The organism is Erwinia sp. (genome assembly GCF_049696395.1).
GTDB lineage: Bacteria > Pseudomonadota > Gammaproteobacteria > Enterobacterales > Enterobacteriaceae > Erwinia.
In genome coordinates this window covers 34,405-48,218 of sequence record NZ_JBAVTT010000183.1, presented here as the reverse complement: position 1 = coordinate 48,218, position 13,814 = coordinate 34,405, and the positions used below count along the sequence as shown (strand labels likewise).

The 13,814-nt window shown below is 56.0% G+C and carries 9 protein-coding genes; 8 read left to right on the top strand and 1 reads right to left on the bottom strand.

Features of this window, described 5'->3' with window-relative positions:
• Positions 1-295: 295 nt before the first annotated feature.
• The 6 genes from WCC56_RS20970 to WCC56_RS20945 all read left to right on the top strand — a co-directional run bounded on the left by WCC56_RS20970 (position 296) and on the right by WCC56_RS20945 (position 7,264).
• A complete protein-coding gene (locus WCC56_RS20970; RefSeq protein ID WP_424694242.1) occupies positions 296-1,639 on the top strand; it encodes an MFS transporter in 1,344 nt (447 codons plus the stop codon).
• Positions 1,640-1,648: 9 nt separating this feature from the next.
• Positions 1,649-2,986, top strand: coding sequence for an enolase C-terminal domain-like protein (locus WCC56_RS20965; RefSeq protein ID WP_424694241.1), 1,338 nt, complete (start codon positions 1,649-1,651; stop codon positions 2,984-2,986).
• Between the two features lie 23 nt (positions 2,987-3,009).
• On the top strand, positions 3,010-4,350 hold the full coding sequence (gene gudD / locus WCC56_RS20960) for a glucarate dehydratase (RefSeq protein ID WP_424694289.1): 1,341 nt from the start codon (positions 3,010-3,012) through the stop codon (positions 4,348-4,350).
• A gap of 22 nt (positions 4,351-4,372) precedes the next feature.
• On the top strand, positions 4,373-5,143 hold the full coding sequence (gene garL / locus WCC56_RS20955; RefSeq protein WP_424694240.1) for a 2-dehydro-3-deoxyglucarate aldolase: 771 nt from the start codon (positions 4,373-4,375) through the stop codon (positions 5,141-5,143).
• A 21-nt stretch (positions 5,144-5,164) separates the two neighbouring features.
• Positions 5,165-6,049 (top strand): 2-hydroxy-3-oxopropionate reductase, encoded by an 885-nt coding sequence (gene garR / locus WCC56_RS20950; RefSeq protein WP_424694239.1) that lies wholly within the window; start codon positions 5,165-5,167, stop codon positions 6,047-6,049.
• A gap of 75 nt (positions 6,050-6,124) precedes the next feature.
• Positions 6,125-7,264 (top strand): glycerate kinase, encoded by a 1,140-nt coding sequence (locus WCC56_RS20945; protein WP_424694238.1) that lies wholly within the window; start codon positions 6,125-6,127, stop codon positions 7,262-7,264.
• 100 nt (positions 7,265-7,364) lie between these two features.
• On the opposite strand, the gene barA is transcribed toward WCC56_RS20945, so the two are convergent.
• A complete protein-coding gene (gene barA, locus WCC56_RS20940; RefSeq protein WP_424694237.1) occupies positions 7,365-10,091 on the bottom strand; it encodes a two-component sensor histidine kinase BarA in 2,727 nt (908 codons plus the stop codon).
• 125 nt (positions 10,092-10,216) lie between these two features.
• On the opposite strand from barA, the gene rlmD reads away from it, so the two are divergent.
• Both rlmD and relA read left to right on the top strand, forming a co-directional pair.
• A complete protein-coding gene (gene rlmD / locus WCC56_RS20935; RefSeq protein WP_424694236.1) occupies positions 10,217-11,533 on the top strand; it encodes a 23S rRNA (uracil(1939)-C(5))-methyltransferase RlmD in 1,317 nt (438 codons plus the stop codon).
• Between the two features lie 32 nt (positions 11,534-11,565).
• Positions 11,566-13,794 carry a GTP diphosphokinase gene (gene relA / locus WCC56_RS20930; RefSeq protein ID WP_424694235.1) on the top strand — a complete coding sequence of 743 codons (2,229 nt, stop codon included), beginning with the start codon at positions 11,566-11,568 and terminating at the stop codon, positions 13,792-13,794.
• Positions 13,795-13,814 lie beyond the last annotated feature (20 nt).

Genomic DNA, 13,814 nt, shown 5'->3' with positions numbered 1-13,814 from the left:
ACTGTGACCGCCCACGCAGAACGGGTTCGTTCCGTGAGCCACTGCGCAGCGTGTTGTGCATATGCCCCAAGAATAAGTGGAATAATGGCTTTTTATAGGGCTAATTACCGATGTATTCCCTTTCCGCTGTTCCTATACTTTTTAGCGAACGGGACGATGAGATATTGCCACGCTGCGTGAAAACTATTCTGCAAAAATAATCGCTGTGTTTAACCCGACATCATTCTGATACCCAACGCGATGTGTATGCCGTACAGAGTGAGTTTGCCTGACCGCTATATTTCAGGAGTACCTCATGAATTCAATCAGTAGTGCTGCGAGCACCGTGAAAAAAAGAACAAATGCTCGCTACTGGATAGTGGTGATGCTGTTTATCGTCACCTCTTTCAACTACGGGGACCGCGCGACGATTGCCATCGCCGGTTCTGCCATGTCCAAAGATATCGGGCTCAGCTCGGTTGGCCTTGGCTACATCTTCTCCGCTTTCTCATGGGCCTATGTCATCGGCCAAATCCCTGGTGGCTGGTTGCTGGACCGCTTCGGCTCCAAGCGCGTCTACTTCTGGAGTATTTTCCTCTGGTCGCTGTTCACCTTACTGCAGGGCTTCGTTGACCTGTTCAGCGGCTTCACCATTATCGCCACGCTGTTTATGTTGCGATTCCTGGTGGGTCTGGCAGAGGCACCTTCCTTCCCCGGTAACAGCCGAATTGTTGCGGCCTGGTTCCCGGCTCAGGAACGCGGCACCGCCGTGGCTATCTTCAACTCTGCCCAGTACTTCGCCACGGTGATCTTCGCGCCAATTATGGGCTGGTTGGTCTCTTCTGTCGGTTGGGCGCATGTGTTCTGGTTTATGGGTGGCCTCGGCATCATCCTCAGCTTTATCTGGCTGAAAGTGATCCACGATCCAAACGACCATCCGGGCGTTAACAAAGCCGAGCTGGAGTACATGGAGCAGGGCGGTGCGCTGATCAATATGGATCAGAAAAAAGCCGAGCGTAAGGTGAGCTGGGCAGAGAAAAGACATCAAATCAAACAGCTGATCAGCTCGCGCATGATGGTGGGCATCTATCTGGGCCAGTACTGCATTAACGCCTTAACCTACTTCTTTATTACCTGGTTCCCGGTTTATCTGGTGCAGGCTCGCGGCATGTCGATTCTGAAAGCCGGGATGGTCGCTTCAATCCCTGCCATCTGCGGCTTCCTTGGCGGCGTGCTGGGCGGAATCATTTCTGACTGGCTGATGCGCAAAACCGGCTCGCTGAATATCGCCCGTAAAACGCCAATCGTGCTCGGTATGTTGCTGTCGATTTCGATGGTGGTGTGTAACTACGTTGATACTGAATGGGTGGTGGTGTTCTTTATGGCGCTGGCGTTCTTCGGTAAAGGCATTGGTGCACTGGGCTGGGCGGTGATGGCAGATACCGCGCCGAAAGAGATCAGTGGCCTGAGCGGTGGCCTGTTCAATATGTTCGGCAACATCTCCGGCATCATCACGCCAATCGCTATTGGTTACATCATTGCCTCTACTGGCTCCTACAACGGCGCACTGATTTATGTCGGTATCCATGCCTTTGTGGCGGTATTGAGCTACCTGGTGCTGGTACAGGATATTAAACGCATTGAACTGAAACCTTTGTAAGGACGAGTTATGACCACGCAAAGCAGCCCTGTCATTACCGGAATGAAAGTTATCCCTGTGGCAGGTCATGACAGCATGTTGTTGAACATTGGTGGCGCCCATGGCGCCTTCTTCACCCGCAACATAGTGGTGTTAACGGACAGCGCAGGGCATACCGGCGTAGGTGAAGCCCCAGGTGGCGAAACTATTTACCAAACGCTGATGGACGCCGTCCCGCAGGTGATGGGCAAAGAAGTCGCCAGAATGAACAGCCTGGTGCAGCAGGTGCACAAAGGAAATCAGTCAGCGGACTTCGATACCTTTGGCAAAGGCGCCTGGACGTTTGAACTGCGGGTGAATGCGGTGGCGGCACTGGAAGCCGCGCTGCTGGACCTGCTCGGTCAGTGCCTCAACGTGCCAGTGGCTGAATTGCTTGGGCCAGGGAAACAGCGCGATGAAGTCACCGTGCTGGGCTACCTGTTCTATATCGGCGACCGTGAAAAAACCGATCTGCCTTACCTGACGGGCGAGAAAGCCAGCCACGACTGGTATCACCTGCGCCATCAAAAGGCGATGGACAGTGCCGCCGTGGTGCGCCTTGCCGAGGCGGCGCAGGATAAATATGGCTTCAAAGACTTCAAGCTGAAAGGCGGCGTATTGCCTGGTGAGCAGGAAATTGAGGCGATCAAAGAGATGAAGAAGCGCTTCCCGGACGCCAGAGTCACCGTTGATCCCAACGGCGCCTGGCACCTGGATGAAGCCATCGCGCTGTGCAAAGACATGCAGGGCATTTTGACCTATGCCGAAGACCCTTGTGGCGCAGAGCAGGGATACTCAGGCCGTGAAGTGATGGCTGAGTTCCGCCGTGCAACTGGTTTGCCGGTCGCCACCAATATGATTGCCACAAACTGGCGCGAGATGAATCACGCGGTGATGCTCAACTCAGTAGATATTCCGCTGGCCGATCCGCATTTCTGGACGTTGAGTGGCGCAGTGCGCGTAGCCCAACTCTGTGACGACTGGGGTCTGACCTGGGGCTGTCACTCCAATAACCATTTCGATATCTCTCTGGCGATGTTCACCCATGTTGGGGCCGCCGCACCGGGCAAACCTACCGCTATCGATACGCACTGGATCTGGCAGGAAGGCGACCAGCGTCTGACTAAAAATCCGCTGCAAATCCGCAACGGTAAGATTGCCGTTCCGGACGCGCCGGGCCTTGGCGTGGAGCTGGACTGGGCGCAAATAGAGAAAGCCCATGCGCTGTATAAAACGTTGCCGGGCGGCTCCCGCAACGACGCCACCGCAATGCAATATCTGGTCCCCGGCTGGACCTTCGATCGTAAACGCCCGGCCTTTGGACGCTGAACCCTGACAGGTAAGGAAGAATGATGAACGCGATTACAGGTACCCCTTTGATCACCGACATGCAGGTTATCCCGGTGGCCGGTCACGACAGTATGTTGCTGAACCTGAGCGGTGCGCACGCGCCGTTTTTCACCCGCAATATTGTGATCATCAAAGACAACTCAGGCCACACCGGCGTGGGCGAGATCCCCGGCGGTGAAAAAATTCGTAAAACGCTGGAAGAGGCTGCGCAGCTGCTTATCGGCCACGGCCTGGGCGAATATAAAAATCTGTTAAGCCACGTCCGTGAGACCTTCGCAGACCGCGATGCCAGCGGCAGGGGAAATCAGACCTTTGACCTGCGTACCACCATTCATGTGGTGACCGGGATTGAAGCCGCATTGCTGGACCTGCTCGGCCAGCACCTTGGCGTGAACGTGGCGTCCTTGCTCGGTGACGGACAGCAGCGCGATCAGGTCGAGATGCTGGGCTACCTGTTCTATGTGGGCGACCGCCGGAAGACGGCGCTGCCTTACCAGAGCCAGCCTGACGACAGCTGCGACTGGTATCGCCTGCGTCATGAAGAAGCGCTAAGCCCGGAAACGGTAGTGCGTCTGGCTGAAGCCGCTTACGAGAAGTACGGCTTTAACGACTTCAAACTGAAAGGCGGCGTGCTGGCTGGCAGCGAAGAGGGTGAAGCGGTCACCGCGCTGGCTAAGCGATTCCCGGAAGCAAGGATCACTCTGGATCCTAACGGCGCCTGGTCACTGAATGAAGCGATCGAGTTAGGCAAACAGCTGAAAGGCGTGCTGGCTTATGCGGAAGATCCTTGTGGCGCGGAGCAGGGCTATTCCGGCCGTGAAGTGATGGCTGAATTCCGCCGTGCGACCGGGCTGCCAACCGCCACCAACATGATTGCTACCGACTGGCGGCAGATGGGCCATACTTTGTCCTTGCAGTCGGTCGATATCCCGCTGGCAGACCCGCACTTCTGGACGATGCAAGGTTCGGTGCGCGTGGCGCAGATGTGCCACGACTTTGGCCTCACCTGGGGTTCTCACTCCAACAACCATTTCGATATTTCCCTGGCGATGTTCACCCATGTGGCCGCCGCCGCGCCTGGCAAAATTACCGCTATCGATACCCACTGGATTTGGCAGGAAGGCAATCAGGGGCTGACCAAACAACCGCTGCAAATTAAAGGCGGACGGGTGCAGGTTCCGCAAAAACCGGGACTGGGCGTAGAGCTGGATATGGACAAAGTGATGCAGGCTCATCAGCTCTATCTCAAGCACGGTCTTGGCGCACGCGACGATGCGCAGGCCATGCAGTTCCTGGTGCCGAACTGGACCTTCGACAACAAACGCCCTTGTCTGGTGCGCTAATTCTACTTCACAGGAGTTACTGATGAGCTACGTAAACAACCCAAACAGCTTTCGTCAACGCCTGCTGGCCGGGGAAACCTTAATTGGCAGCTGGTGTGCAATGGCTAACCCGCTGAGCACCGAAGTGCTTGGCCTTGCCGGTTTTGACTGGCTGGTGCTGGATGGTGAGCACGCGCCGAATGACATCACCACCTTTGTGCCACAGCTGATGGCGTTAAAAGGCAGCCACAGTGCGCCGGTAGTTCGCCCCCCAACCAACGAGCCGGTGATCATCAAGCGGCTGCTGGATATTGGCTTCTCCAACTTCCTGGTGCCGTTTGTGGAAACCGAAGAAGAAGCGATCCGGGCGGTAGCTTCAACCCGTTATCCACCCGCCGGGATCCGTGGCGTATCCGTTTCGCACCGCAGCAACATGTACGGCACGGTGCCGGACTATAACAACACCATCAACGATAACGTGACGGTGCTGGTACAGATTGAAACGCAGCTGGGTGTCGACAACATTGATGCCATCGCCGCTGTTGACGGCGTGGACGGCATCTTTGTCGGGCCAGGCGACCTGTCAGCCGCATTAGGCTATCTCGGTCAGCCTGCGCATCCGGAAGTGCTGAAAGTGATTAAACACCTTTTCGAGCGGGCTAAAGCCGCTGGCAAACCAAGCGGCATCCTCGCGCCGGTAGAAGCCGATGCCCGCCGTTATCTGGAGTGGGGCGCTGGCTTTGTTGCCGTAGGCAGCGACGTTGGCGTTTTCCGTGGTGCCACGCAGGCGCTGTGCGACCGCTTCAAAAAATAACCCCCGAATCTGGAGAAGAACATGAAAATTGGCTTTATTGGTCTGGGCATCATGGGCAAACCCATGAGCAAAAATCTGGTGAAAGCAGGGTATTCACTGGTGGTACGCGATCACAACCGCGAAAACGAAGCAGAGCTGGTCAGCCTGGGGGCTACGCTGGCCGGCAGCGCGAAAGAAGTGGCCGAGCAGAGTGATGTGATCATCACCATGTTGCCGAACTCGCCGCAGGTTAAAGAAGCCTTGCTGGGGGAAGACAGCGTGATCCTGGGCGCCAAACCAGGCACCATCGTCATTGATATGAGTTCGATTGCTCCACTGGCCAGCCGTGAAATCCACGGCGAACTGGCGAAGAAAAACATCGCGTTGCTGGATGCCCCGGTCAGCGGCGGCGAGCCTAAAGCGATTGAAGGCACGCTGTCGGTGATGGTAGGCGGCGACAAAGAGCTGTTTGATAAATGCTACGACATCATGAAAGCGATGGCGGGCTCGGTGGTTCATACCGGCGATATTGGGGCAGGTAACGTCACCAAACTCGCCAATCAGGTGATTGTGGCCCTGAACATTGCCGCCATGTCGGAAGCGCTGACGCTGGCTACCAAAGCTGGCGTAAACCCGGAACTGGTGTTCCAGGCGATCCGGGGTGGCCTTGCTGGCAGCACCGTGCTGGAAGCGAAAGCCCCGATGGTGATGGATCGCAACTTTAAGCCAGGCTTCCGTATCGACTTGCATATCAAGGATTTAGCCAATGCGCTGGATACTTCCCACGGCGTGGGCGCGCAGCTGCCTTTAACGGCGGCGGTGATGGAGATGATGCAGGCGTTGAAAGCGGATGGCATGGGTACCTCCGACCACAGCGCGCTGGCTTGCTACTACGAGAAGTTAGCGAAAGTGGAAATCAGTAAATAGTCCCATGGTCCGGCTTGCCAGCAGGCCGGTATCTGCACTTTTGGTTGAGGCCAGGTCAACGCGCCCGGAAACCGTATGAAAATAGTAATCGCACCGGATTCATATAAAGAGAGCCTGTCGGCTCAGCAGGTCGCCACGCAGATCGAGCTGGGATTTCGCGAGATATTCCCCGACGCGCACTACGTTAAGCTGCCGGTGGCAGATGGCGGAGAGGGAACTGTCGAGGCGATGGTAGCGGCAACCAAAGGCAAAATCATCGAGCTTGATGTCACCGGGCCGCTGGGCGAACCGGTAAGTGCTTTCTATGGCTTATCCGGTGACGAAAGCTGTGCATTTATTGAGATGGCGGCAGCCAGCGGTCTTGAGCTGGTGCCAGCGGCGCAGCGCGATCCGTTGATCACCACTTCCTTCGGCACTGGCGAGCTGATACGAAATGCGCTGGATAAAGGTGTTGAGCACTTCATTATTGGTATCGGCGGCAGCGCCACCAATGATGGCGGAGCCGGCATGGTGCAGGCGCTGGGTGCCCGCTTGTTGGACAACAACGGCAGGCAGATTGGCTATGGCGGAGGACAGCTGCCTGAGCTGGCCAGCATTGATATGAGTCAGTTTGATACGCGCATCAAACACTGCCGCTTTGAAGTGGCCTGCGATGTCACCAATCCTTTGCTCGGTGAAGAAGGGGCGTCGGCGATCTTTGGGCCGCAAAAAGGCGCAACGCCAGCATTAGTGAAACAACTGGACAGCGCGCTGGCGCATTATGCCGAAGTCATCCGCCGCGATCTGGACATTGATGTGCTGACCGTTGCAGGCGGCGGCGCTGCTGGTGGCATGGGCGTAGCCTTACACGCTTTCTGCCAGGCCGAACTGCGTCGCGGAATTGAAATCGTTACCGAAGCTTTAGGGCTGGATGAGTTGGTGAAGGACGCCACGCTGGTGATCACTGGCGAAGGCAGAATCGACAGCCAGTCCATTCACGGCAAGGTGCCGATTGGCGTGGCTCAGGTGGCTAAACGCTATAACAAACCGGTGATTGGGATTGGCGGGAGCCTGACCAAAGACGTGGGGATTGTGCATCAGCACGGGCTTGATGCGGTCTTCAGCGTGATTTACAGCATCTGCACGCTGGAAGAAGCGCTGGATAACGCCGCCGAAAACGTGCGTTTAAGCGCGCGCAATATTGCGGCAACGCTGGCGATAGGGCAAAAACTCTGACGGCTCTGATGCCGTTGGTTGCACACTTCCGCCAGCATCAGGCTGGCATTACCGGGGCGAAGCAGTTCGTCCCTTTGTTTTTTCAGCCCGTTATCCGGGTTTAAAGACTCAGCCGGTTCTTCGCCAGTCTGGCGACATTCTCCATCTCATCGAGCAGTTCGAACAGCTCCGGTTCAACCGCATCAATGCTGTTATGAGCACGTAAACCCTGTTCAAGTTGCAGGCAAAGCTGCTTCAGCCTTGGCACGCCGCTGTAACTGGCGCTGCCGTGCAGCTTGTGAATGATGTCCCGCAGCGCCAGCGTATCCGCAGATTCCATATAACGCTCAACCAGTCCTTTCACTTCAGGCAGGAAGTCGACCAGCATTTGCAGCAGGTCGCGCGCCAGATCCGGCTTATTGGCCGCCTGACGCAGCGCCAGTTGCCAGTCCAGAGAAGCCGGAACGTCCTGTAATTTGGCCGCCACCGCCTGTAATCCAGGCGTGTAACGGGCCAGCAACTGACTCAGTTTGGCTTCATCAATCGGCTTAGCGAGGTAGTCATTCATCCCTGCGGCAATCAGATGCTCTTTCTCGCCATCCAGCGCATGAGCTGTTACCGCGACAATCGGCGTAGTGCTGTGCTGCGGATACCCGCGAATAATTTCGCTGGCGCGGATGCCGTCGATATCCGGCATCTGAATATCCATCAGAATAATGTCCAGACCGTGTTGTTGCGCTTGTTTAATTGCCGTTTCACCGCTGTCGCACAACACAATGTGTTCCACCTGCTCTTCCAGCAGGGCACCAATCAGTTTGAGGTTCGCCGGGTTATCATCCACCGCCATGACCGTCAGCGGCAGACGCATACGGTAAGGGAGATAGACCGCTTCGCGCGAGTGGTTCTCAATCAGGACTGGCAGCAAACGGGTCAGGCTGACGGGCTTAATCAGGCAGGCGCTGACCCCACGGGACTTCAGCTCCTCGGCGTAAATCTGCATCTGGCAGGGAAGGGCCATAATCAGGTTATCGGCCCGCTTCAGAGCGGGCAGCAGCAACTCGGCAGAGATTTCCCGATCGGCCTCTTTGGTCACCGGCAAGCCCATTAATAGCGCATCAAAATGCCCGTCTGGCAGGCCGTCCAGCGTGGTGCTGTAGCTGATGGTCATTTGCGTGGCACCGAGCATCTCCAGCGTGGCTTTAGCTGCTGCGCTGTTCGCTTCAACATACGCCAGGCGCTTACCAATCAGACAGTCAGTCGCCCGGTGATCTCTATTGGCATTCGGGTTAAGCGCCAGATTGACGTTAAACCAGAAGGTGGAGCCCTGATTTAACCGGCTGTGCAGCGAGATTTCCCCGCCCATCTCATTCACCAGTTTCTGGGTAATGACCAGCCCAAGTCCGGTGCCGCCATGACGACGGGAGATACTCGCATCCGCCTGGCGGAAGGCCTGGAACAGCTGTGACTGCTGCTTCTCAGAGATGCCGATGCCGGTGTCGTGGATCTGCACTTCCAGATTAACGCGGTTAGTGCTCAGCGAGCGCAGCTCAATGCGGATATCAATGTTGCCGCGCTCGGTAAATTTGATCGCGTTACCCAACAGATTGATGATGATTTGCTGCAGGCGCAGCGGGTCTCCAATGGTGTTATCCGGCACGTCAGACTGAATATTCAGCGTCAGCTCCAGTCCTTTCTCATGGGCCGACTGGGCCAGTAACACCACCACTTCATCCAACGTGTCCCGCAGTGGGAAAGGAATGGTTTCCAGCACCAGTTTGCCGGCTTCCAGCTTGGAGAAGTCCAGCACGTCATTGATGATGCTTAACAGGTTATTGGCCGACCGCTCGATGGTATGCAGATAGTCGCGCTGGGTAATGTTCAGCGAGGTTTTCAGCGTCTGGCGGGTAAAGCCGATCACGCCATTTAACGGCGTTCGCAGTTCGTGCGACATGTTCGCCAGGAACTCGGATTTAATTCTCGCGGCTTCCTGCGCGCGCTTCTTCGCTAAGTCCAGCTCAACGTTCTGGATCTCCATCTGTTCCAGGGTTTCCCGCAGATCGGAGGTGGCCTGGTCGATGTTTTGTTGCATCTCTTCGTGGTAGGCGGTTAATGACATCGCCATCGAGTTAATGCCGTTTTTCAGCATATCCAGCTCGCCCAGCATATGGCCGCTTACCCGGCTGTCCAGCTGGCCGCGACGGATGCGGTCAACGGTGCTGACCATATCGCGGATGGGGCTGGTGACATCGCGCATCAGGCGATAAGCAAAATACATTGCCAGGCACAGGCAGAACAGCAGCAGCAGGGTTGAAACAAACACCTCTTTATATTGCTGCAGGCGGACGGACTGAAGGTCTAATTCAATCGCTACATAGCCAAGAGGATTGCCGTCAGGTTTCGCATCCTCGCCAGGCGATTCGTCGGGATAATAGCTCTCGGAGACAATCGGCGTGCGCAGGATCACCGAATTCCCCTGGCGTTGATAGCTGAACAGGTTAGTCAGTTTTTGCCCGGCAGGGAGCCGCAATGTGTCGGCATTGGTATGAAAATTCGAGGTGACGAACAGCTGATTTTTGGCGTCAAAAATAGAAATAGACCGGACGATATCCGAGTGGCGGCGATGCAGCAGGCTCACCAGCTGCCTGATGGACTCTTTACTGTGGAAGGTCATGCCATATTCGCTGGCCACGGCCAGCGGCTCGATGATGTTGGCCCCCGCGTCAACCAACTGATTTTGCAGTTCGTTGTAGCGGTGTACGATGAAAAACGTGCTCAACAGCAGGCCGATCATCAGCGTGGGGGCCAGTATTAAAATCATCATCCGTGCCCGCAGGCTATATTTGGTCATAAACTTCCTTAAGAAAATCTCTTTCGCCGGGCCGTCACGCGGGTCGAATTAATCCGTATGCTGGTGTAGGCTACGCACGCTTTTAAGTGGCTGACACAGCTGATTACTTTCGGGACAGACGAATAATGGCGCAATTCTACTCTGCAAAACGGCGCGTGACGACCCGCCAGACTATCATAGTGACAGTTAATGACCTTGATGGATTGGGCCAGGGCGTGGCCAGACATCAGGGTAAAGCGCTGTTTATCAGTGGAGCGTTGCCAGGTGAGCAGGTAGAAGTCAATATCACCGAAGACAAACGCTCCTGGGCACGCGGCAAAGCTCGCAAAATCCTCAAGGCCAGCCCGGACAGGGTTGTGCCCCAATGCCCGCATTTTAACGAATGTGGCGGGTGCCAGCAGCAGCACGTCTCCCCGGCCTTGCAACAGCGCAGTAAAGCGAAGGCGCTGTCGCGTTTGTTGAGCCAGGAAACCGGGCAGCAGGCAGAAGTCGATACGATCCTCTCCGGCGAAGCGTACGGCTATCGTCGTCGCGCCCGATTAGGCTTGAATTACCAGCCCCGCAGCAAAACCCTGCAGATGGGATTCCGTCAGGCGGGCTCCAACGATCTGGTCTCCCTGACGCAATGCCCTATTTTGAAGCCCGAACTTAATGCATTGATCCAGCCGCTCCATCAGGTGTTGAGCACGTTGCAGGCAGTCAGCAAGCTGGGGCATGTTGAGCTGGTACTGGCCGATAACGGCCCGCTGCTGGTGTTGCGCCATCTCGAGCCACTAAGTGCTGCCGACCGTGCAAAACTGGAACAGTTTTCGCATAAGCATAATGTTGCGTTATACCTGGCCCCGGACAGCGACAGTCTTGAGCAGGTAAACGGTGAAATGCCATTCTACCGCATCCAGGATTTGACCTTAACTTTCAGCCCGCGTGACTTTATCCAGGTCAATGCGGCGTTAAACGAGCAGATGGTCAGTCAGGCGCTGGCCTGGCTGGATCTGCAGCCGGAAGATCGGGTGCTTGACCTGTTTTGCGGTATGGGAAACTTCACGCTTCCTTTAGGAAAAATGGTTAAAAATGTCACAGGTGTGGAGGGCGTTGCAGCATTAGCGGCAAAGGGTGGCTATAATGCCGCGTTGAATAATCTGAATAATGTCAGCTTTTTCCAGTACAACCTGGAAGAGGACGTGACGCGGCAGCCATGGGCCGCAGAGGGATTTAACAAGGTGTTATTGGATCCGGCCCGCGCCGGGGCGGCAGGGGTAATGGCTCATATCATTAAACTTGCTCCTGAACGCGTGGTCTATGTTTCCTGTAATCCGACTACACTTGCTCGGGATAGTCAGAGTCTTCTGACCTCCGGCTACCAATTGGAAAGGATTACGCTGCTTGATATGTTTCCGCATACCGGGCACGTGGAATCCATGGTGTTATTTAGCCGAAAATAGGCCCCCGGACGGGTGCCAAGCCAGGAGAGGATATGGTTGCGGTAAGAAGTGCACATTTGAATACGGCTGGCGAGTTTGCTCTCGACCAATGGATCACCAGTTTGGGGATCTCTAACCAGCAGTCATGTGAACGACTGGCCGAGACCTGGCGCTATTGCGAAGAAGCCACCAGGAACCATCCTGACGCGGCATTGCTGTTGTGGCGTGGCGTGGAGATGGTGGAAATCCTCTCCATGCTCAGTATGGACAACGAGAGCCTGCGGGCTGCGCTGTTGTTCCCTCTCGCCAATGACAGCGTAGTGTCTGAAGCGGTGCTTGAAGAGCACTTCGGCAAAGCCATCGTCTCGCTGGTCCACGGCGTGCGCGATATGGACGCCATCCGCCAGTTAAAAGCCACGCATAACGACTCTATGGCGCCAGAGCAGGTGGATAACGTCCGCCGGATGCTGCTGGCGATGGTGGAAGATTTCCGCTGCGTGGTGATCAAGCTGGCCGAGCGTATCGCCCATCTGCGCGAAGTGAAAGATGCGCCGGAAGATGAGCGCGTGCTGGCGGCGAAAGAGTGCACCAACATCTACGCTCCGCTGGCGAACCGACTCGGCATCGGTCAACTCAAATGGGAGCTGGAAGATTTCTGCTTCCGCTATCTGCATCCCGACGAATACAAACGCATTGCCAAACTGCTGCACGAAAGGCGTATCGATCGCGAAGGCTACATCGACACGTTTGTGCAATCCCTGCGTACTGAGATTGTGAAAGAGGGCGTGAAGGCCGAAGTGTATGGCCGACCGAAACACATCTACAGTATCTGGCGCAAAATGCAGAAGAAGTCGCTGACTTTTGATGAGCTTTTTGATGTGCGCGCGGTGCGCATCGTCGCGGAACGCTTGCAGGATTGCTACGGCGCGCTGGGCATTGTGCATACGCTTTATCGTCATCTGCCGAGCGAGTTTGACGACTACGTAGCCAACCCGAAACCTAACGGTTACCAGTCAATCCATACTGTGGTGCTGGGACCGAAAGGCAAAACAGTTGAAGTGCAGATCCGTACCCGGCAGATGCATGAAGATGCCGAGCTGGGCGTGGCTGCGCACTGGAAATACAAAGAAGGTGGCACCGGCGGCAATGCTCGCGGTGCGGCTGGTCATGAAGAACGTATCGCCTGGCTGCGTAAGCTGATTACGTGGCAGGAAGAGATGGCAGACTCTGGCGAAATGCTGGATGAGGTTCGCAGCCAGGTATTCGACGATCGGGTGTATGTGTTTACCCCGAAAGGCGACGTGGTCGATCTGCCCGCAGGGTCAACCCCGCTCGACTTTGCTTACCATATTCACAGTGATATCGGCCATCGCTGCATCGGTGCCAAGATCAGCGGCCGCATCGTGCCCTTTACCTATCAGCTGCAGATGGGCGACCAGATTGACATCATCACCCAGAAGCAGCCGAACCCAAGCCGCGACTGGCTGAATCCGAACCTTGGCTACGTCACCACCAGCCGTGGGCGTTCAAAAATTCATGCCTGGTTCCGTAAGCAGGACCGGGACAAGAATGTGGTGGCGGGGCGTCAGATCCTCGACAGCGAGCTGGATCATCTCGATATCAGCATGAAAGAGGCTGAGAAGCTGCTGTTGCCGCGTTACAACGTGAACTCGCTGGATGAGCTGCTGGCTGCTATCGGCGGCGGTGATATTCGTCTTAACCAGATGAGCAACTTCCTGCAGTCGAAGCTGCACAAGCCAAGTGCTGAGGAAGAAGACCGCGAGGCACTGCGCCAGTTAACGCAGAAATCGGCCGCGCCGCGCAGCAAAGAGAGTGGCCGGGTAGTGGTCGAGGGCGTGGGCAATCTGATGCACCACATCGCGCGTTGCTGCCAGCCGATCCCAGGCGACGATATCATCGGCTTTATCACTCAGGGACGCGGGATCTCCATTCACCGTGCCGACTGCGATCAGCTGACCGATCTGACCTCACATGCGCCTGAGCGTATTGTCGATGCCGTTTGGGGTGAGAGTTACTCAAGCGGTTACTCGCTGGTGGTTCGCGTTACCGCCAACGATCGTAGCGGCCTGCTGCGTGATATCACCACCATTCTGGCGAATGAAAAGGTCAACGTGCTGGGCGTCTCCAGCCGCAGCGACACCAAAAAACAGCTGGCTACCATCGATATGGACATCGAAATCTATAATCAGCAGGTGCTGGGTAGAGTAATTGCGAGGCTGAATCAGGTCCCGGACATCATCGACGCCAGAAGATTGCACTAGCCTGTAGGGTGCCTGGGTTA

Bases quoted from the DNA above. Each gene is read 5' to 3' on its own strand.
- WCC56_RS20970 (WP_424694242.1), top strand. From the start codon at position 296: ATGAATTCAATCAGTAGTGCTGCGAGCACCGTGAAAAAAAGAACAAAT.
- WCC56_RS20965 (WP_424694241.1), top strand. From the start codon at position 1,649: ATGACCACGCAAAGCAGCCCTGTCATTACCGGAATGAAAGTTATCCCT.
- gudD (WP_424694289.1), top strand. From the start codon at position 3,010: ATGAACGCGATTACAGGTACCCCTTTGATCACCGACATGCAGGTTATC.
- garL (WP_424694240.1), top strand. From the start codon at position 4,373: ATGAGCTACGTAAACAACCCAAACAGCTTTCGTCAACGCCTGCTGGCC.
- garR (WP_424694239.1), top strand. From the start codon at position 5,165: ATGAAAATTGGCTTTATTGGTCTGGGCATCATGGGCAAACCCATGAGC.
- WCC56_RS20945 (WP_424694238.1), top strand. From the start codon at position 6,125: ATGAAAATAGTAATCGCACCGGATTCATATAAAGAGAGCCTGTCGGCT.
- barA (WP_424694237.1), bottom strand. From the start codon at position 10,091: ATGACCAAATATAGCCTGCGGGCACGGATGATGATTTTAATACTGGCC.
- rlmD (WP_424694236.1), top strand. From the start codon at position 10,217: ATGGCGCAATTCTACTCTGCAAAACGGCGCGTGACGACCCGCCAGACT.
- relA (WP_424694235.1), top strand. From the start codon at position 11,566: ATGGTTGCGGTAAGAAGTGCACATTTGAATACGGCTGGCGAGTTTGCT.